Genomic DNA, 22,382 nt, shown 5'->3' with positions numbered 1-22,382 from the left:
TATGACATTACACAGTAATTTAAAACTGCAAATAATATATAATAAGCTGCCGAAGCAGCATATTATCGTTTTATATAACTATAATCAACTTGAAATCCGTCATAAGCCGGGATCCTTTTTTCATTATATCTTTTTATTACTTCTCTCGATTCGTGAGCAACAACCCCGTTTTCTTTCTTACGTCTTGCAAAATCTCTTAAGTTATCTATTGCCTGCTTTGTATTAAAGCCCGTCTTGATACATATGACACTGCATATGTATTTGACTTCGTATTTACCGCTTTTTGAAAGCTCTGCTATCGTATCCTTATATTTACCGAAATCCTTAAGCATAAAATCCGTTATATTATTAAGGTCCTGTACATATATCCTGGCATTTATGAAGTCCTTTGTTTCAAAACATTTTGCCCTTTTCATTACCGTTGTTTTAAAAAGCTCAATTATATCTTCACTGTTTTCGATCTGAGCCATTGTAAGAGCTTCGATCGTCTTTTTCTTTTCTACTCTTCTTCTGAGTCTGGCTTGTTTTCTTTCTGCTTTTTCCCTGTTATGCATATCAATTCGTTCTTTTAATGACATACTATACACTCCTTATATATCCTATTTAAACTTTTACATAAATAATATATTCTTATTTTACTATATTTTTTAAACAATTACAACCAAAAAGCCCCTAAAACAATATTACATCTGTCATAAATTTTAACCGATATGACAGATGTAATAAATATTTTTTATTTAATTCATTATTTTTGATTGTTTTTTTGACTAAAATTCAACCTTTTTAGAAATATAATCAGCTAAATCGTCAATTTTTACTCTTTCCTGTTCCATAGTATCTCTGTCTCTTACTGTTACTGCTCCGTCTTCTTTTGTATCAAAGTCGATAGTAACGCAGTACGGAGTTCCTATTTCGTCCTGTCTACGATATCTCTTACCTATATTTCCGGCTTCGTCGTAATCTACCATGAAATACTTAGCAAGTTTAGAATAAACTTCGGTTGCTTCTTCCGATAATTTTTTGGTAAGAGGAAGCACCGCTACTTTATAAGGTGCAAGATAAGGATGAAGTTTGAATACATTTCTCGTTGTTCCGTCTTCCAAAGTCTCTTCAACATAGTTATCGCAAAGAAGTGTAAAGAACAATCTTCCCGCACCTACACTAGGTTCTATACAATATGGATGGAATTTTTCATTGGTAATAGGGTCAACGTATTTCATATCTTTACCGGAAAACTCTTCATGAGATTTTAGGTCAAAGTCGGTTCTGTCCGCAATCCCCCATAATTCTCCCCAACCGAATGGGTAGTTATATTCGATATCCGTCGTAGCATTTGAATAATGAGATAACTGCTCTTTTGCATGGTCTCTGAATTTGATATTTTCTTTGTCTATCCCCAGAGAAACAAGAAAATCAAAACAATACTGTCTCCAGTATTCAAACCATTTCATTTCGTCTTTAGGTTCACAGAAAAATTCAAGTTCCATTTGTTCGAATTCTCTTGTCCTAAATATAAAGTTGCCCGGTGTTATTTCGTTTCTGAAAGATTTTCCTACTTGTCCTATACCAAAAGGAAGTTTCTTTCTTGTAGAACGCTGAACGTTTTTAAAGTTTATAAAAATCCCCTGACAAGTTTCCGGTCTTAAATAGATAGTATTTACGCTGTCTTCCGTAACACCTTGGAAAGTCTTAAACATTAAATTGAACTGTCTTATCCCCGTAAAGTCATGCTTACCGCAGTTAGGACACACTATATTGTTATCTTCGATATAGCCTTCCATTTTTTCATTGCTCCAGCCGTCCGCATTGGGATCTAAACCTTTCTTTTCAAGATCATCTTCAATCAATTTATCCGCTCTGAAACGAGCTTTACAGTTTTTACAATCCATTAAAGGGTCGTTAAAATTCTTAAGATGTCCGCTTGCTTCCCAAACCTTGGGATTTACAAGGATAGCACTGTCCAAAGCTACATTGTAAGGACACTCCTGAATAAACTTTTTGAACCATGCGTTTTTTACATTATTTAAAATAAGAGTTCCTATGGGACCGTAATCAAAGCTGTTTGCAAGTCCTTCATAAATTTCCGACCCCGGAAATATTATCCCTCTCATTTTTGTAATACTTATTATTTCGTTTAAACTAAGCCTCTTTATCATTTTTTCCTCCATATTTTTTAACCACATATTATTTTAATTCTAACATATCTGAAAGAAATTTAAAACTATTTGTTTTTCTATGCAGAGTATATGTTATATAATTATTTAAAATCACAATCATATTATTGCACTCCTCCAAAGTAAATTCATCAAAACTCATATTTTTAATATCATTTACATTTACATAAGTAAGTTTATTTATTAAATTAAGCTGAGATAATGTAATCTTATTCATAGAAAAATGCTTCATTGTACATTTGCCGCAAAGTATACTGCCGCTGTCAAAATCAAGGATATAATATTCACCGTTAGTAGCAGAGCATATGCTGCATCCGCTGAAGTCCGGGATTATCCCTGAAATACCAAGTAATTTTAACATAAAAGCAAGAGTAATGAAAGACAGCTTCTCCAATTTTTCTTTTTGAAGCAAATCTAAAATATAAATTATTAAATTAAATGTAATGGGTTCTTCCATTTTATCTTCATAAAAGATATCCACAAGCTCAGAAATATAACTTGCAAAAGAAAGCCTTTCCAAATCGGTCTGAAGACCGGGAAAACTCTTTATATAGTCTGCACTTTTAAGAGTATAAAAATTCTTTCCGGGATACAAACAAAAATAACTATATGAAAAAGTTGAAGTCTGAGCAATGACTTTACTCTTCTTTGAAGCAGCATTCTTAGCCATTACGCTTATCTTTCCTCTTTCCTTGGTAAAGACAGTAAGTATCCTGTCATTTTCGGAAAACTTTATATTTTTAAGTACTATACCATGAAATTCTCTTATCATATTTTCCTCTATCCAAGACTATTTTTTCCAACTTCCGGGTGCAAATAACAATAGAATAGGAAATAATTCAAGTCTTCCCGCAATCATATCAAAAGATAAAACTAATTTTGAAAAATCCGACAAAAAACTATATGATGTTGCGGGACCAACAAGATTAAGACCCGGACCTATGTTGTTCATTGTTGCGGCAACCGCACTGAAATTAGTAGAAAAGTCATAATTATTTAAAGATATAAGAAGGAGCGAAGCTATAAATATTATCATGTATACAAATAAATAAGCACATACATTGTGAAAAGTCTTCTTTTCTATTTTTTTGCCGTCCATCTTCATTACTTTTACTCTTCTGGGATGTATGAGCATGGAAAGTTCGTTGACGGCATCTTTACATACTATTATAAATCTGCTTACCTTTATACCTCCGCCGGTACTGCCTGCGCATGCTCCTATAAACATGAGAATAATAAGTATTGTCTTCGAAAGTTCCGGCCATAAATTAAAATCTACACTGGAAAAGCCAGTCGTTGTCATTATGCTTGCGACTTGAAAAAGAGCATGATGAAAAGCCATTCCCATTGATTTAAACTGAGAGGAGATATTAAGTGCTATTATAATCGTAGCCGAAATAAGGATGATGAGATAATATCTCACCTCTTCGTTTTTAAGTACATCTTTTATTTTTTTACCTAAAATAAGAAAATAAACATTGAAGTTAACTCCGAACAGAATCATGAATATGGATATGACCAGCTGACAATATGTATTATAAGCAGACATTCCCGCATTGCTCATGGAAAATCCACCTGTACCCGCAGTAGCCATGGAATTAAGCACCGCATCAAAAAGAGGCATACCCCCTAAAAGAAGAAATATAATTTCAAGCACAGTCATTGAAAAATAAATCCCATATAAAATCATCGGTGTACTTCTAAGCTTTGGCATAAGTTTTCCGACCATAGGACCCGGAGATTCGGCTCTCATAAGGTGCATATTCTGCCCCCCGCCGATCAAAGGAATAACCGCAATGATAAATACAAGTACCCCCATACCTCCAAGCCAGTGCATAAAAGATCTCCAAAACAGTATACATTTACTTAACGCATCTACATTATCCACTACACTCGCACCTGTAGTTGTAAAGCCAGAGGCACTTTCAAAAAGTGCATTAAAAAATCCCGGTATTTCACCGCTTATGATAAAAGGAAGAGCTCCCATCACCGCAATAATGATCCAGCTTAATGCAACGATAGAAAACCCTTCTTTTGCATATATGGTTTGATTTTTAGGTTTTCTTATAATACAAAGTATACCAATCAATGTACTTATTACGGATGTAAGAAGAAATGCGGTCCATGTATTTTCTTTGTATATTACAGCTACTAAAATAGGTAATAATAAAACAAGTCCTAGGAGTATGAATACCCAGCCGGTTATATGCTTGATCATACCTTTGTTCATAAATTACTTCTCCAATTATTTTAATATATCAGTTAAATCTCTTAATTTCTTATGTGTTGTAACAACTATTACACTATCTCCGATTTCTATCGTATCATTTCCGGACGGTACGATAATTTTACCATTTCTGTTGATACTTGCAATCAATAAATTTTCCTTTAAGGTAAGCTCTCCAAGTTCCTTCCCTGTTACTTTGGAATCTTCACGCACTACAAATTCTAGAGCTTCGGCTTTTCCTCCAACTATCTTATATAAAGATTCAACATTACTTCCCAGGGAATTTTGGATCGCTCTTACATATTGTATTATATATTCACTTGTCAGATACTTAGGCCTTATTACACTTCCGATCTCCATTTTATCTATTATATTATCAAATGTAAGTTTATTTACTTTTGTCAGGATCTTTGCATTGGATACGCTTGCGGCATATAAAGAAAGTATTATATTCTCTTCATCAAGTCCCGTGAGAGAGGCAAATGCATCAACTGTTGCAAGACCTTCTTCAAGCAGGAACTCCTTATCAAGACCGTCTCCGCACAATATAGTCGCACTTGGAAGGATATCACTGATTTCCTCACACTTAGCGGGGTCAACTTCGATAATTTTAACGGATATATTGCTGGCTATAAGCTGTTTGGCAAGATAAACCGCTATACGTCCGCCCCCGACTAATATTGCAGTTCTGCCCATTTCCATGGGAACATCAAAACTTTTGAACATTCTCATTGCATCTTTTGGCTTAGCTAGAATATATATTTTATCCAAACTGTTTAAAACGAAATCTCCGGAAGGAATGAATACTTCATCTTCTCTTTCTACCGCACAAATTTGATAATCACTTTTACCTATTCCGCAAATATTTTTTACAGCCTTACCGTTAAGCTTTGAAAAAGACGGAAGTCTCAATTTATAAAGCTCGGCTCCGCCTTTGGCAAATCTGTTTATTTCTATGGCCGCGGGATACCTTATAAGCCTTGACATTTCACTTGCAGCCGTAAGTTCCGGGTTTATGGAAAGTGATAAACCAAGATCATCTTTTATCAGATGTATGTCTTCGGAGTACTCCGGATTTCTTACTCTTGCGATTGCATTTTTAACTCCTGATTTCTTCGCTATCAAACAGCAGTATAGATTAACTTCATCACGATTGGTCACTGCTATAAGTAAATCTGCACTGTCTACCCCTGCTTCAATAAGTACAGAACTTGTGGCACCGTTTCCTTCGATAGTCATAATATCAAGTTTATTACTTAAAATCTCAAGCTTATCCGCTTTTGTATCTACTACGACAATTGAATGTCCTTCTTCATTTAAATGCTCGGCAATAGTACTTCCTACTTTACCGCAGCCAACTATTATAATATCCATTATTACCTTACCTGAAAAATATTTGATTTAATTTATTATATCATTACTTCGACAATTTTCAACATTATTTAAGAGTAACTATAGTAGCTCCGTCACCGCCTTCGTTTAAAGCGCCGAACCTAAATTTTTTTACATATGAATGATGTTTTAACAAGTCCTGAACGGCATTTTTAAGCACCCCCGTGCCTTTGCCGTGGATTATCGTTACCATTTTCAAGTTTGCAAGATAAGCGTCATCCAGATACTTTTCCACTTTAAGTATCGCATCATCGGAGTACATTCCCCTTATATCAATAGAAGTATCTATTGTCTTAGCCTTTGTGTTTGAGAATTTGACCGCAGTCTTTTTTATATGTTCCTTTTCCTTGTTTGAGTGTTCTATCTTAGAAATTGGGATTTTAGTCTTTATTATACCCGCCTGGATAAATACGTTATTTTTATTATCAAAACCCAAAATGCTTGCATATTGATCCAAACTCTTTATATAAACTTCTTCCCCAATTTTAAAGTCTTCTTTCCTATTTTTCTTGTTCCCCTCTTTTTTAAGCTCGTGAGAAGGTATATAAGAATTTAAAAGCGCCTCTTTTTCTTTTATCTGCTTCTTTATATTTTCCGCTTCTTCTTTGAATTTAGAATTATTGGCATTGACATTCTTTGGGATACTTATTTTATTTAACCTGTTGATAAGCTCTTTAGAGTCTCTTTTTGCCTCTGCTATAATATCCTTTGCTTTCAAAGAAGCTTCCATCATGATTTTGGATTTATTTTCTTCTATATAAGCCTTTTCACTTTCAAGCTTTTCATTGAGCTTTTTGTTTTCTTTAAGTAATCGGTCGATTTGAGTTTTTTCTTCCTCTACTTTTACCGCTTTTTCATTAAGCTCTTTTATCAAGTCTTCGACTTCTCTGTTCTCTTCGGTCAAATATCTCTTCGCATCTTTTATGATACTATCTTTAAGACCCAATTTTTTAGATATCTCAAAAGCATTGGATTTTCCGGGAATACCGAGTATCAATCTATATGTCGGAGACAAAGTCTCAACGTCAAACTCAACACTTGCATTCATTACATCTTTTTTTACTATCGCATACTCTTTTATCTCACTGTAATGTGTCGTAGAAAAGATCCTGGCACCTATATTTTTAAGACTATCAATAATAGCTATTGCAATACTTGACCCCTCCGTCGGGTCTGTGCCGACACACAGCTCATCAAGTAATACCAAAGTTTTATCATTTGCATTATTTACTATATCTACGATATTGGTCATATGCCCTGAAAAAGTACTTAAACTTTGTGCAATGCTTTGATTATCCCCTATATCGGCAAATATCTTTTCATATATAGGAAGCCTGCTTCCGTCATTTGCGGGGATAAAAAGTCCGGACTGGAATAACAGTGAACATAGCCCCACTGTCTTTAACGTAACGGTCTTACCTCCGGTATTCGGTCCCGTAATTATTAAAGCCCTAAATTCTTTATCTAAAATAATATTTGAAGGAACGGCTTTATCCATTTCTATCAAAGGATGTCTTGCTGATTTTAAAACAATTTCTTCATCAGAACTTATTTCCGGCTTATGATAATCATTTTTGATAGAAAATCTTGATTTTGCATTTAAAACATCAAAGTAAAGAAGAATGTTTTCATTTACATTTAAATTACTCGCATTCTCTTTTATTTTACTTGAAAGTATCCTTAAAATAACTTCTATTTCTTTTTGTTCTTCTACTTCGAGTTCCTTTAATTTATTGTTTAAATTAACAATAGCTTCAGGCTCTATAAACAGCGTAGCTCCACTTTGAGAAGTATCGTGGACTATACCTTTTACTTCACCCCTGTACTCGCTCTTAACGGGAACAACGTATCTGGAATACCTTATTGTTACTATATTTTCGCTTAAGTATTTCTGATAAGTCTTAGAATTTATTATACTGTTCAGCTTTTCTCTTATTTTATTGTTTGTATTCTTTATGTTTCTTCTAATATCGTATAAAGTACTGCTGGCTTTGTCACTTATGGTTTCACTGTCTATTATCACTCTGTCGATTTCCTTTTGTAGAAATGATAAATCTTCTATATTATCTGCATAATCTATCAAGATATCAAAATTATCCTCTTCGCTGATATTTGATAATATATGCTTTTTGACCATCGCAGCACACTTTATACTCTTTGCAATATTGATAAAATCTTCGTTTATAAGCATACCGTCTTTGGTTGCTCTCGACACTATATCCTTATTTATTTTATATCCGTAAATAGGGATATCAGCATAAGAAATGGAAAACCTGATAAGTTCATCAAGTTCATTTAACTTATCTTTTATCAAATAAACATTATCGGTAGGTCTTAAATCCATTATTTCTTCTTTTGCTTCATCAGAGAAAGCATATTCGCTTATCTTGGAAATAATCTTATCAAATTCCAAAGCTTTTAAAGTTTTATCGTTCATTTTATTTTTTTCTGGTTCTCTTTCTTGTCCTCATATATTTTGTATTTTTATTCATTGGTCTTGATTTGTTGTTCTTCTTTTTTACAACCTTTATTTTTTGTCCTTTGTCATTGGTGGAAGGTCTCCTTTTCGGTACCCTCGACCCGTAAGTCTTTATTTCATTTTTAAGCCTTGCTCTTTTTAAATTTTTTCTATGCTGTATCCTTTTCTTAGTTCTATATCTTGATGATAGTACAAGTGCCATGATTATCAAACATAACAGTGAAATCATTATAAGTGCATTTGTAATTATGATATCTCTCGTAGAACGCATATCAACATCATTCTTTGAAAAAGCGTCTACGCTTTTAAAGAATTTTCCATTTAGATATACATTGATTTTGCCTATTTTATCATCTTCGCTTATAGAGTTTACCAATTCATAATCTTCGGTATTTGTTTTCTTTAGATACTTTGAGCTTGGTTCGAATGAAATCGTAAAATTATCCTCGGTATATTTCTTATCAGCATATACTTCAATATCTTTATTTACTTTTACCTTGAATGCACCTTGCTCTCCGAGTGCAAGGTTTCTTACGGTGTACTTATATAAAGTATCCCCCTCTTCTTCGATAGTAAGCTTGGCTGTCTCCTCATTTCCGTATTTAAGTAAATCTCTGGCAAGACCGAACTGCTGAGCAGTTGTCGGAGAATGAAGTACAACGGCATAATATCTTATACCCTGATCATTTTCACTTGAGCCTACGACACATTTTCCGGCTTCCCCGGTATATCCCGTCTTATCTCCCTTGGCGGGTTTATAGAAGTATTTGCTTCCTCTTAATATAAGAGCATTGTGTCCGGACCATCTGTGAGTTGTTTTATTTGTTGTCGTTTCATAATATGTAGAATCAACCACTCTATTATAATAGCTGAAATCATCGGCATAAGCGGCTAAAAGTGCCATATCGTGAGGAGTTGAATAATGATTTTTATCATGAAATCCATGGGGATTGTTGAAATGAGTTTTGCTCATCCCGATTTCCTTGGCTTTTTTATTCATTTCTTTCACAAATACGTTATATGCCTTATCTTTACTTATGTTCTTATCTTTGTTTATTACTTTCCCTACATTACAGGCTAAAACTATTGCAGCATCGTTGCCCGAGGGAAGCATCAATCCATACAGTAAGTCTTTATAAGAAAGAGTTTCGTTTTTATAAAGACTTGCCGTTGAACTTCCTGCGGGAAGCCTGTTAAGTTCACTTCCCGTAGTTACTTTTTTATTTAAATCTTTTATATATTCCAGTGTCAATGCGGCAGTCATGATTTTTGTCGTACTGGCAGGATACATCTTCTTATTTCCGTTGTGACTGTAAAGTTCACTTTTTGTGGAGTCCTCGTAAAGATATAATCCAATAGACGAGTCTTTACTTACTTTCGGAGCAGCCGCATATATATTTGAAGTAATATTTAATAATAATACAACGACTATTAAAAAGCTTGATAATGTTCTTTTTAATATGTTTTTATTCCTCATATTCTTCCTTTCTATAATCAATTAAATCTAAAATAATGTTATTTCTTTATTAAAGTTATCTTTGACTTCATCTATTTTAGATTTGTTTCCGGCTACACATTTAACCGATTTATCAATAAAATCATTAAACATATCATAATGTCTCTTTAAATCATCATTCGTAGTCGTTAGGACTTCTTTTCTTCTTCTCTTAATATTATCATATGTGTCAAGAGTATATTTTCTTGTTACATATTCCCTTAGTTTACTGTATACATTAAGAGGAGTATCCATATCCGAAATCGTTCCTATTATGAGCTTACTGATTTCTTCATCGTTTAAATCAATATTTTTTATATAATCAGGTATCTTGGAGTACATCTCATAAGTTCTCGCTACGTTAGGGTCCCTATATGAAACTAACCCTAGATTGCCGAACTTATCCATATGAATGAACGAACCATATGCTCCGCCCATAACCCTTACATTGTTCCAAAGGTATTCCGTAGATAAAAATTTCTTTAAAACAAGCATTGAACCTTCATATTTATATCCAAGTTCACTGTAACTTGCACCTTCGCCAACATAATTTACCATTGAAGGTAGATAAATAACAGTATTATCATCTGACTTCTTATAATCTATATTTATCTTTGTTTCATTACTGCATGGATATTTTTCAATAAATTCTTTAGCATGTTTTAAACTTTGTTTTTTATTATCTTTTCCTACTGTTATGATTACATCTTTTCTGGAATTTATTATTCTTTGAACCAGTTCTTTAAGTCCTTTTATTATATCATTTGCTTTTTTATCAAAGTTATCATTTAAATCTTTGATGAAATCATAGAATGGAATTCCATTTAAATGTGTTACAAACTTAGACTTTCTATTTATATTAGCGAGAACTTCATTAAGGACCATTCTGTGAGTGGCACCCATAAATCTCGACTGCATTTTAGAAACTTCTTCCTTAACGACATCTTTTAATTTCGCCTTATTATCAAAATCGGTTCTGATCAATAACTCTTCCATTATTTCATACATCTTGTCTTCTTTACTTGAAAAAGCCTTGACAGAACAAGTAAAGAAAGATCTGAACTTATCATGTTCCTTCATATTCTGATATGGGGAAATCGTAAATAAAATATCTCCCAAATTCTCGTTGATTTCATTATTCAAGCTTAACATATCAAAATTTTCTGTATTGAAGTTTTCAAAGCATTTAGTAAGAAGAGATAACATATGAACTTCTTCTTCATTATTTATCGGAACTTCATAATTTATATCAAGATAAGTAATTCCTTTTGTATCATCAGTTCTTATATAGATGTCATTATTATCTACATGCTCTATTTCCACATCATTTACTACTGATGGATTCACATCTATATCACTGATTGAAATCCTCGGTATCAATGCCTTCGTTTCTTCACTGTCCGGAGTTTTCTGCATTTCAAGCAAATTATTTGTATCTTTTATCAGTTCATCTATTTCTTTATCCGATAAGCTTTCCTTATATTTTTTTAGTTTATCACTAAGCTTATTATCTTCCTCATCAGATAAATTTTCTTTTGGAGATAAAATCACATAATTATATTTTTCGTTTTCTAGAATATATTCTTTGATTACATCTTCAAGAAGCCCGTGTTCAGCTTCTTCTTTGATTTCATTTAAAGCATTTTCATATTTTAAAAGAAGCATCGGATCCCCGTCATATAACCAGCTTTCCATAACTGTAATGCAGTATAACAGCCCCTTAGGATGACTTCCTGTATCCCCTTCTTTTAATTCAAATTCAAAATTATTGATAGCAGCTCTTATAATATCTCTGTCTATACCTTTATTTACTATATCTTTGAATGTGTTTATAATGACATCTTTAAATTCGTCTATTTTATCTTTTTTTGCATTCTTTGCGGAAATACTAAGTACCGGCTGAAGTATACCGTTATTATAATCAAGCATTACTTCATCGGCAATATCCGCATCTAAAAGTGCTTTTTTTAAATAAGATGAATCCGAGTCAAAGAGTATTTTTTCAAGTATATTAAATACAAGACCAAGCTTTAAATCAAGAACACTTCCAACACTGTAGTTTAAAGAAAGCAAATATTTATTATCGCTGTCTTCCCCATCATTAACCGAATAAAATTTTTCAACTCTTTTTTCCACACCCGAAAAATCAGTCTGTTCGGTAAGTTTGGAATCAACCTTCATTTTATCGTAGTTTTCAAGGTAATTCTTATCCAAATATTCAAGGTGACGTATAATATCGGTATCTCCGTATATATAAATGTAAGAATTGCTCGGATGATAATATCTCTTATGAAAATCTAAAAAAGTGCTGTAGTCTAAAGTCGGGATATATTTAGGGTCTCCGCCTGACTCATAAGAATAAGCAGTATCTTTATATAAATTAGATTCTATATTTCTTGCCAAAATATCTTCCGGATCCGAAAAAGCCCCTTTCATTTCATTGTAAACAACACCGTTATATTTTATATCGTCATTTTTATTTTCGATATGATAATGCCAGCCTTCCTGTTCTAAAATCTCCTTCTTATCATATATCAAAGGATTGAAGACCGCATCCAAGTATACGTCCATAAGATTTCTGAAATCAGCTTCGTTCAAGCTTGCAACAGGATACATAGTCTTATCCGAAAATGTCATGGCGTTTAAAAAAGTATTCAAAGAAGACTTCATAAGCTCTACAAAAGGTTCTTTCAAAGGATACTTTTTAGACCCGCAAAGCACACTATGCTCAAGTATATGTGCACTTCCCGTATCATCTACGGGCGGAGTCCTGAAAGTTATACTGAACACCTTATTTTTATCATCATTGGATACAAATAATAACCTCGCTCCAGATTTTATATGTTCAAATTCATAAGAAGTTGAATTTATTTCATTAACTTTTTCTATATTTTTAAGCAGAAAATTAGAATATGTTTCATTTTGTTTAAGTTCCATCACTACCTCCATAGGATTTTCATTCATAAATGTATATTATATATAATTTTGCTCATTTTATAAATACTTTATTATTATTATTTTTATAAAATTATTATTTATTATTATAAAGTGATAATATTGTTAAAATTTTATTAAATATTGCCAAATTACAACATATGCTATTGATAAAAAAAGTTTAACAATATATAATGGTAAAGAATATGCGAAGCATATATTACGGAGGTAAGAAATGGGCGATAATAACAGGAAGACTCAAGACGACATGCAAAGAAAAGTCAAAATGAGAAGAAAAAGAGTCAAAGTTAAAAAACCTAAAGATAATATAAGTGAAAGCACTTCACAAAAAGGTATTTTAGGTAAAAAGAGGTTTGGTAAAAACAAACCTAAAGGACCGAAGGGTAAAAAAATCACAGTTAAAAGAGTGATCGCAGCCATAGTAACGCTGGGCATAGTATGCTTTATAGGCGGCTTTTCGCTTATGCTGGTATGGATGGCTCAAGCTCCTGCTTTGGACTTGGATAAATTCGATTATGCAAGCGCAAGTCACTTGGTCGATAAAAACGGAAAATACTACCAGGAACTGCAAGGCTCGGAAAACAGAGAGCCGGTATCCATTGATGAGATACCTGAAATCGTACAGTTAGCATTTGTATCTATAGAAGATAAACGTTTCTATGAACACGGAGGAGTTGACTTTATAGGTACGGCAAAGGCTATTGTCGGAGTTCTTACATCGGGAAGTACAGACGGACCGGGCGGTAGTACAATAACTCAGCAGCTTATAAAACTGACTCATTTAACGAGTGAAACTTCTATTAAGCGTAAAGTTCAGGAATGGAAATTATCTATAGAGCTTGAAAAGAAACTTTCAAAAGAAAAAATACTTGAAGCATATTTGAATAAAGTAAATATGTCTCAGGCTTGGGGTATCCAGGCAGGTTCAAGATACTTCTTTAAAAAGGATGTAAGTCAGCTTTCCATTGCACAAGCGGCAGTCCTTGCTTCTATAATCAATGCTCCTAGTTATTATAATCCACTGAAATACGAAGATAAAGACGGTGACGGGGATTATACATTAGTAAAGGAAACAAATTCAGAAGGTAAAAAAGTCCTTGCTTATGATGAAAATAACAAGGAAAGAGCATTGGCAGTAGTTAAACAAATGTATAGTCTAAATCATATTACTCAAAAAGAATATGATATAGCAGTAGATGAACTTAAAAATAATAAAATAGGACTTAAACAAAATAAAAACCAAGGAGTATATTCTTACTTTACGGACGCGGTTTATGAACAAGTTGTCAATGATATAGCAAAAAAATACAACTATTCAAAAGAAGATGCATCGAGTTTTGTACTTAATAACGGACTTACAATAAAAACTACACTTGACCCTGTAGTACAAAATGCACTCGAAAAGACAGCGGAAAATGATTCGATATTCCCTTCTCAGTCTTACTCGGCAAGTGCTGCAAGCTCGGCAATGAGTAAGAAAAAAGGCGAAAAAATAGAATATAATCCTGAAGTAGGAATGACGGTAATACAAAACAAAACGGGATATGTAGCAGGTATTGTCGGAGGAAGAAATAAGACTGCGAGCTTATCAATGAACAGAGCCACACAAAAATTCCAGCCGGGGTCTTCAACAAAACCTCTAACGACATACGGTCCGGGTATTGATTCCGGACAGATAACCGCAGGTACAGCATTCAACGATACATCAATAAGTATCGGAGGGTGGAGACCTAAAAACTCAGGCGGCGGTAATCAAGGTATGATGACAGTCAGAAAAGGTCTTACAAATTCTACCAACACAATCGCTGTACAGGCTATGATGCAGACAGGTGCTGAAACTATAGTGCCATATGCAGAAAAATTAGGACTTGACATAGTAAAAGATTCGGACACAAATGACCTAAACCCTGCGGCTCTTGCTCTTGGTGGTTATACACATGGTCAAACAACACTTAATATGGCAAGTGCATACACTACATTTGCAAACGGCGGGGTAAGACAAACTCCGATAATGTATACTGAAATCACGGATAAAAACGGTGATGTTATAATAAGTAACAAATCTGAAAAAGTAAAAGTATTTGAAAAAGGTACCGCATTCATAATAACAGATATACTAAAAGACGTTGTAAAGGGCGGTACAACATACATTTCAATTGACGGAACACAAGTTGCCGGTAAAACAGGTACCACTGATGAAAACAGGCATGCTTGGTTCTGTGGATATACTCCTGAATATTCCGGAGCTGTATGGTACGGATATGACCAAAATGTAGTCACGGTAGACGGAAACACTTATCACTTAAATATCGGTACGTACGGGGGATCTACAAACGGACCCGCTGCATTTTGGAAAAATGCCTTCAGCGAAATATATTCCAAGAAAAAAATATCTAACAGTCAGTTTGCAAGTCAGCCTGATGATGTATATCAAGCAGCAGTAGACGGTGTTTCAGGCAAAAGCCCTACGTCCCTATCGTCTCAAGATCCAAGAGGTTCAAAAGTATATTCGGAATACTTCTTAACCGGAAAAGGACCTAACGGAAAAGATGACATCCATGTGTCCGCAAGTATCTGTTCGGCTTCAAAGAAAAAAGCTACCAAATACTGTCCTAAAGATTTAGTTAAGAAATCAGTATTGCTTGATTTAAGCAAAATAACTTATCCGCCGGGAGTGACAGGTAAAAACGAAGTAGGCTCCCAGGCTAAATACAGTCTTAAAGGAAAATGTGATATCCATAATAAGGGAACGGCACAAGCACTCACAATAACTATTTCCCCCGGAACTATCAATGTAGGAGAAAGTGCTACAGTGACTACTAAGATAACATTAGCAGACGGCTCTACTAAAAATGTAAACGCAAAAATTTCATCAAGCAGTTCGGGAATAGCTTCAGTATCCGGTAATTCAGTAAAAGGTGTAAGCGCCGGGAATGCAACGATTACGGCAAGTTATTCACAGGAAGGTGAAACTCTTACAGCTAAAGCGGGAATAACAGTTAAAGGTGCAGCAGCACCTACGGTACAGTCTTACGGACTTGATTCAAATTCCGTTACGGTAAATAAAGGCAGCGGTTATTCTACTCCGTCAGCAACCGTAACATTATCTGATGGTTCGACGGATTCAGCTACAGTAACAGTAACCGGAGAAGGCGGCTTTGACAGAAATACACCGGGAACTTATACTATTTCCTGCTCAATCAGTTATAACGGAGTAAAGCTGGGAAGTGCACAGTTCACCGTAACAGTCGTTGATAACAGCGGCGGCGGAGAAGAAGGCGATGATGACGATGAAGATGATAAAAAGAAAAACAGTCTATCATCCAATATTATTGTAAATAATCAAAGTGCTTCTAATTACAGTATAGGATTTAGTTCTTTATTAAATGAAATATTTAAATAAAACAAAAACACCTGCATTAATGCAGGTGTTTTTTTATTATAAAAATTCTTTATTTTAATTAAAGTATATTTGTACATATTTTGGAAAAAAATATATTACAAATAAATGGAGGATATTATGGATAATTTTTTAGACGCATCTTTTTTAGTTATATGGAGAACTATTCTCTCTGTAGTTGTAATATTTTTACTTGCAAAAATCACGGGACCAAGACAAATAACACAGCTTACTTTTTTAGATTATATAGTAGGTATAACGATAGGTTCCATAGCAGCGGAAATGGCTATAGATACTGAGATACCTTGGTACCTTCCCATAATTGCAATGGGCTTATATACTTTGATGACAATACTTAGCGCATTTATAGCAGATAAAAGTATTCAAGGAAGAAAACTCTTTACAGGAATACCGGTAATACTTATCAATAAAGGCAAGATCATAGAAGAAAATCTAAAAAAATATAATTACGATATTAACGATTTACTAACACAGCTTAGAATAAAAGGATATTTTGATATAGCAAATGTAGAATTTGCGATTTTAGAAACAACGGGAGATATAAGTATACTTCCTAAAGAAAGTTACAGACCTACGATATTAAAGGATATTTCCGTTCCGACAACACAAAGCAGTTTATCCGCAAATGTAATCATCGACGGAAATATAATGGAAGCTAATTTAAGAAATATGAAAAAAGACAGAAAATGGCTTGATAATGAAGTTAGTTCAAGAGGATATAAAATAAAAGATGTTATTTTAATGACACTGGACAGTGAAGATAATATAAATATCCAATTAAAAAATCAGAACATCAAAGACGACGAAGACAATTATTTTTTATAGATTTGAAGGTTTAATATGAATAAATTACACAAAAGCTTAAAAATAAATACAGCGATAATCAAAAATCAATTCAATAATGATGATACGATAAGGTACAGACATTTTAACAATCAAGGAATTGATTATTTATTGATGTTTATAGACGGAATGTCAAACAGCGAAAGAATAAATGAGGACATAATAAAAGCAATACTTGAAAACAAGAAAATCGTCTTTAAATTTAACATAATAAAAAAACTGGAAGACAAAATACTCTATTCAAATGATGTAAAAGAAATAACTACCTTTGAAGATATGTTTTCCGATTTACTCTACGGAAATACTATCCTTTTAATAGAAGGGCAGAATACAGCACTAAGCATAGATACCAAAGGTTTTATGATGAGGTCAATAATGGAGCCTCCTACAGACAGGATAACAAAAGGTCCCAGGGAAGGATTTCAGGAAAATATACTCACCAATCTTTCTATGCTCAGAAGAAAAATTCAAAGTCCTAATTTAAAATTTGAATTTTCTTCTTTAGGTAAAATAACAAAAACAAAAACTTGTCTGGCATACGTCGACGGTCTCGTGGATAAAAAAGTACTAAAAGAAATAAAAAGAAGACTAAAAAAAATTGATATAGATTCGGTCCTTGATGTAAATTACGTCTTGGAATCTATAAAAGATGATAAACGCTCCCCTTTTAAAACAGCGGGAACATATGAAAAGCCGGATATCGTAGCAAGCAAAATACTTGAAGGCAGGGTCGCTTTATTTGTGGACGGAACGCCTATAGTTATGACGGTCCCGTATTTATTTATTGAGAACTTCATGTCCGGAGACGATTATTATTTAAATTATTACTTCGCTTCCTTTACCAGAATGATAAGGATAGTAAGCTTTTTTTTGGCGATATGTATCCCAGCGCTTTATCTTGCCATAATAACTTTTCATAAAGAAATACTCCCCAGCAATCTTGCAATAAGTATCATTGGGGCAAGAGAAGGACTCCCCTGCTCTTCCTTTACGGAGTGCATACTTATGATAATAATATTTGAAATTTTGGGAGAAGCGGGAAACAGGAGCGGCAGCGGTGCAAGCACTGCTCTTGGGATTGTAGGAGGGCTTGTAGTCGGACAAGCCGCAGTGGAAGCAAGACTTATAAGTGCACCTATGATAATAGTAGTGGCTCTTTCAGCAATAAGCGAACTAATGATACCAAGCGTAAAAGGTTCTACTATAATCTTTAGATTTATTTTTATCATACTATCATCTATGTTCGGACTTTATGGATTTATTATCGCATTTTTATTTCTTATAGTTCATATATCAAGTCTTGAATCCTTCGGGATGTCTTACACAGCAGATGTAGCATTCCACTCTCCTCAGCAGTTCAAAGATAGTTTCTACAGAGCGCCGTGGTTCAAAATGAATACAAGACCTGTAGATATGTCGGAAAAGACGGATAGGAGGGAATGATATGAAAGGTAAAAAAATATTATCTATAATACTTTTAACATTTATGATTCCCCTGCTATGTTCATGCTATGACTACTCGGAACTTGAAAGAGAAATATTGATATTTACTTTAGGGGTAGATAAAGTATCAGACGGATATGTAGTAAGTGCGGAAACTCTGGACGCAAGCGATTACGGCGGGGAGCTTAACGTAAAACCGGAAGTAATAACATCAAAGGGAGATTCAATATATGAAGCCCTCAGTATACTTGACGGGAAGTTCAATAACAAAGTAAATCTTACTCACTGCGAACTTATTATAGTCGGGGAAAAATACGCAAAAGAAGACGGGATTTACGATATCTTAAACCTTGTATATGAAAAAAATAATCTAAGATTTAATACTATTTTTACTACAACCTATGGCTCATCAGCCGAGGAAATATTAATGTCAAAAGAAGGTCATGAAACTTTTCACGGTTTTGAGATCCTTGAACAGCTGAGCAAGAATAAACTTTTCAGTGATAATTCCAGGGCATATAAAATCATAAATTCAATTGAAAACTCCGGTATAGAACTTACTCTTCCGGTTATAAAGGTTGCCAAAAGCGAAGAAAAGAAAAACTTTTATGCAAATAAAATTGCAGTCTTTAAAGGAGATAAGCTTGCGGGATATATTGACGACAAAGATGTAAATTATTATTCTCTTTTAATGAACGAGAAAAATTCAATTCAAATTAAAATGAAAGAAGAAGACAACCTTATCAATGCAAAGGTTTCATTAAAGAAAACAAGAACAAGTATTAAAAATAATAGATTAAATATTGATATGGATGTAAATGCATATATTGAAAGCAACGAGAAGAAAACTACATCAAAAGAAAAGTTGAAAAGTGCTTTGGAAAACAAGTTAGAAACAGATTTAAGTAACTTTATAGAAGAGACTCAAAAGAGGTTTAAACTTGATATATTCGGCTACGGATATCATTTAAACAATTATAAAGAAAAAAAGAACAATCAAAACTGGAATAAGTTTTACGAAAATTTAAATAGAAATATTGAAGTACACGTAACACTTAAAGAAGATATGGAGGAGTAAAATGGATAAACTATCAACAAAAGAAATGACATCTATGATGATACTTTACATGCTCGGTACGGCAATTATGACAGGCTATACATTCTACACGACTCCTCACCCGCTATATATAATAATTTCTTTCCTAGCGGCTTTGATACCGATAATAACATGCACCAAAATAATAAAAAACAACAAAAAAAATTTATTTACGGTAATAGACGACAGTTTTAATAAATTTTTTTCTAAGATTATAAATTTATTTTTTGTGATATATGCATTTATACTTGAAATATTTTATTTGAGATATTTCATTATATTTACAAAAAATAATATTTTGATAAAAACCCCTGTAATAATTACTACAATAATATTTTTATTGTTGATTTTTTTGACCCTTAAGAGAAATATAATTACCCTTGGGAAATTATCTACATTTTTGATACCAATAAATATTATCGTTATTTTATTTGGAATATTATTCTCGGTTAAAATGTTCGACATTAACAATTTAAATTCGCTTTTAACACTGAATATGGATAATATATACGATAATTTACTATTAAGTATAATCCTCCCCTTCGGAGATATAGTACTCTTCGGGTTTATAATAAATAATATAAACAAAAATGAAAATATTAAAAAAAGCTATTCTATTGCATTTACTGTAAGCTTTATATTAATCATGCTTATATACTTTACAAATATATTTGTACTTGGATTTCCGCTTTTATTAAAAGTCCCATATCCTACTTTCATTACCGTCGGACTGTCCAGTATAGGAACTTACGTGACCAGAATGGAAATAATCGTTGCTTTTAATTTCTTTATAACTACTTTAGTCAAGATATCCGTTTGTTCCTATGCCGCAATGCTCGGACTGAAACATATTATGAATTTAAGCAATATTAAAGAGATAAATATAATTTATACAATAATAGTATTTTTTACTGTTATGATATTACCTTCAACCATTAATAAGCTACTATTATTACTTTTTAAATTCAAGTGGTACTTCTTATTTACTGCATTTATTCTTCCTATTTTAGTGCTTATAATCTCTAAAATAAAAAACAGAAAAACGACTTAAAATATTACAGTTAAAATACAAATAAAAAAGAGATAATATAAAACTATCTCTTTTTTATTTGTTAAATTATTTATAAATCTAAGGTTATTAAATAATTACATATTATCAGTAAGCAGCATAAGAGCGGAAAGAGCAGCGATAGGAGCCGTTTCACACCTTAATATCCTCTTGCCAAGTCCCATTAAGGTAATATCGTTTTCTTTAGCATACCCGGCTTCCAAAGCGTCAAATCCCCCTTCGCTTCCTACGATAAAAGCAATATCATTTAAATTTTCATACTTGAAATCCTTAAGGCTTTCTCCCCCATTTTCGTAAAATAAAATTTTCATATCATAATCTTTTATTTCTTTTACTGCCTCTTTAAAACCAATCATTTCTCGTACTCTTGGAATAATACCTCTCCCGCTTTGTTTGGCGGCTTCAAAAGCGATTTTATTATATCTTTCTATCTTTTTCTTCATAGATTTTTTATCCGGTCTTGAAATACATCTGTTAGTCATTATAGGTACTATTTCATATATCCCAAGCTCCACGGCTTTTTGAACTATGGTTTCAAATTTATCCGATTTTGGAAGCGCCTGATACAGTGTGATTTTAACGTTTGGTTCGGTATCATTTTCTTTTTTTGATATTATTTTCCCCTGAACATTTTCACTATCTATTATCAGTTCACACTCATAGTCATATCCGTTCTTATCGCATATCGTGATATTATCCCCTTCTTTCATCCTAAGGGATTTTATTATATGTTTACTGTCTTCTTTATCCAAATAAAATTTATCATTTTCTTTATTTATGCAAAAAAATCTAGGCATTTTTATCTCCTTAAACAAAATATAAATCATTATACTATAATTCTATTTTTTTTTAAAGTCAGTGGAAAATAACTTCCATTAACTTCCTTGTTTTTTAATGGATAAATAGAATAACTTTACTATCCTCGGTAAAAATTTATATAGTGACAAAACTTATTAACCGGAGGAAATAAAATATGATACGTAAAGTAGAGATCTGCGGTGTGAATACCGCAACATTACCAAATTTAAACAATAAAGAAATCGAGGATATGTTAATAAGGATTAAGAATGGTGAAGAAGATTTAAAAAACGAATTTATCAGATGCAACTTAAGACTAGTTTTAAGTGTTGTTCAGCGTTTTTCAAACAGAAATGAGAATATGGATGATTTATTTCAGGTTGGATGTATAGGACTTATCAAAGCGATAGATAATTTTGATGTGAAGTTCGGAGTTAAATTCTCGACTTATGCGGTACCTATGATAATCGGTGAAGTCAGAAGATATTTAAGGGATAACGGAACTATAAGAGTAAGCCGTTCGCTTAAAGATATGGCTTATAAAGCTTTAAAATACAAAGAAGCTCATAAAGATACAAATCCGACCAACAGAGAAATAGCAAAAAAGCTGGGAGTTAAGGAAAAAGACTTGAATTTTGCTCTCGATTCAATAGTAGAACCCTGTTCTTTATACGACCAAATGTATAACGATAACGGTGACAGCATTTCACTTATCGACCAAGTGGGAGACGAAAAAAACAGAGAAGAAAACTGGACGGAAAAACTTTCCTTAAAAGAAGCTGTTGAAAAGCTAAAAGGCAGAGAAAAAGAAATAATCCTTAAGAGATATTATTTGGGAAGAACTCAAATCGAAGTTGCCAATGAAATAGGAATAAGTCAGGCACAAGTTTCAAGACTTGAAAAAAGCGGGCTGAGAAAAATCAAGAATGAAATTTAATAATGAAGATATGACGATTTTGTCATATCTTTTTATTTTATGCCCTATCCACC

The 22,382-nt window shown here is 33.0% G+C and carries 15 protein-coding genes; 6 read left to right on the top strand and 9 right to left on the bottom strand.

Annotated features, from left to right (window positions below; genetic code table 11):
- Positions 1-62 precede the first annotated feature (62 nt).
- The 8 genes from Q0516_RS10440 to Q0516_RS10405 form a co-directional block, all read right to left on the bottom strand.
- Positions 63-578: a hypothetical protein gene (locus Q0516_RS10440; protein WP_294467294.1), complete on the bottom strand. Its 516-nt coding sequence runs from the start codon at positions 576-578 to the stop codon at positions 63-65.
- A 189-nt stretch (positions 579-767) separates the two neighbouring features.
- Positions 768-2,156 (bottom strand): glycine--tRNA ligase, encoded by a 1,389-nt coding sequence (locus Q0516_RS10435; RefSeq protein ID WP_294467291.1) that lies wholly within the window; start codon positions 2,154-2,156, stop codon positions 768-770.
- 28 nt (positions 2,157-2,184) lie between these two features.
- Positions 2,185-2,946, bottom strand: a complete 762-nt coding sequence (gene recO / locus Q0516_RS10430) for a DNA repair protein RecO (RefSeq protein ID WP_294467288.1) — start codon at positions 2,944-2,946, stop codon at positions 2,185-2,187.
- Between the two features lie 18 nt (positions 2,947-2,964).
- Entirely contained in the window at positions 2,965-4,404 is a 1,440-nt protein-coding gene (locus tag Q0516_RS10425) for a TrkH family potassium uptake protein (protein ID WP_294467286.1), read from the bottom strand.
- Positions 4,405-4,419: 15 nt separating this feature from the next.
- Positions 4,420-5,775 (bottom strand): Trk system potassium transporter TrkA, encoded by a 1,356-nt coding sequence (gene trkA / locus Q0516_RS10420; RefSeq protein ID WP_257479853.1) that lies wholly within the window; start codon positions 5,773-5,775, stop codon positions 4,420-4,422.
- Between the two features lie 64 nt (positions 5,776-5,839).
- Positions 5,840-8,230, bottom strand: a complete 2,391-nt coding sequence (locus Q0516_RS10415) for an endonuclease MutS2 (RefSeq protein ID WP_294467280.1) — start codon at positions 8,228-8,230, stop codon at positions 5,840-5,842.
- Position 8,231: 1 nt separating this feature from the next.
- Positions 8,232-9,749, bottom strand: a complete 1,518-nt coding sequence (locus Q0516_RS10410) for a D-alanyl-D-alanine carboxypeptidase family protein (protein WP_294467279.1) — start codon at positions 9,747-9,749, stop codon at positions 8,232-8,234.
- A 27-nt stretch (positions 9,750-9,776) separates the two neighbouring features.
- Positions 9,777-12,704 carry an insulinase family protein gene (locus Q0516_RS10405; RefSeq protein ID WP_294467276.1) on the bottom strand — a complete coding sequence of 976 codons (2,928 nt, stop codon included), beginning with the start codon at positions 12,702-12,704 and terminating at the stop codon, positions 9,777-9,779.
- A 232-nt stretch (positions 12,705-12,936) separates the two neighbouring features.
- Here Q0516_RS10405 and Q0516_RS10400 point away from each other — a divergent pair, with 232 nt between their 5' ends.
- From Q0516_RS10400 to Q0516_RS10380, 5 genes are all read left to right on the top strand, one after another.
- Entirely contained in the window at positions 12,937-16,125 is a 3,189-nt protein-coding gene (locus Q0516_RS10400) for a transglycosylase domain-containing protein (RefSeq protein ID WP_294467273.1), read from the top strand.
- A 117-nt stretch (positions 16,126-16,242) separates the two neighbouring features.
- Positions 16,243-16,968, top strand: a complete 726-nt coding sequence (locus tag Q0516_RS10395) for a DUF421 domain-containing protein (protein ID WP_294467270.1) — start codon at positions 16,243-16,245, stop codon at positions 16,966-16,968.
- A gap of 15 nt (positions 16,969-16,983) precedes the next feature.
- Positions 16,984-18,429, top strand: a complete 1,446-nt coding sequence (locus Q0516_RS10390) for a spore germination protein (protein ID WP_294467268.1) — start codon at positions 16,984-16,986, stop codon at positions 18,427-18,429.
- A gap of 1 nt (position 18,430) precedes the next feature.
- On the top strand, positions 18,431-19,507 hold the full coding sequence (locus Q0516_RS10385; protein WP_257479846.1) for a Ger(x)C family spore germination protein: 1,077 nt from the start codon (positions 18,431-18,433) through the stop codon (positions 19,505-19,507).
- Position 19,508: 1 nt separating this feature from the next.
- Positions 19,509-20,576: an endospore germination permease gene (locus tag Q0516_RS10380; protein ID WP_294467265.1), complete on the top strand. Its 1,068-nt coding sequence runs from the start codon at positions 19,509-19,511 to the stop codon at positions 20,574-20,576.
- Between the two features lie 95 nt (positions 20,577-20,671).
- Here the strand turns inward: Q0516_RS10380 and Q0516_RS10375 are convergent, their stop codons facing one another.
- Positions 20,672-21,391 carry a 16S rRNA (uracil(1498)-N(3))-methyltransferase gene (locus Q0516_RS10375; protein ID WP_117532283.1) on the bottom strand — a complete coding sequence of 240 codons (720 nt, stop codon included), beginning with the start codon at positions 21,389-21,391 and terminating at the stop codon, positions 20,672-20,674.
- A gap of 176 nt (positions 21,392-21,567) precedes the next feature.
- On the opposite strand from Q0516_RS10375, the gene sigG reads away from it, so the two are divergent.
- Positions 21,568-22,329 carry an RNA polymerase sporulation sigma factor SigG gene (gene sigG, locus Q0516_RS10370; RefSeq protein WP_007048891.1) on the top strand — a complete coding sequence of 254 codons (762 nt, stop codon included), beginning with the start codon at positions 21,568-21,570 and terminating at the stop codon, positions 22,327-22,329.
- The last annotated feature ends 53 nt before the right edge of the window (positions 22,330-22,382 follow it).

The sequence above is a fragment of the uncultured Anaerofustis sp. genome (assembly GCF_938029165.1).
Taxonomy (GTDB): domain Bacteria; phylum Bacillota; class Clostridia; order Eubacteriales; family Anaerofustaceae; genus Anaerofustis.
Note: the sequence above shows the minus strand (reverse complement) of the source record. Positions and strands in the feature narration are given on the sequence as shown.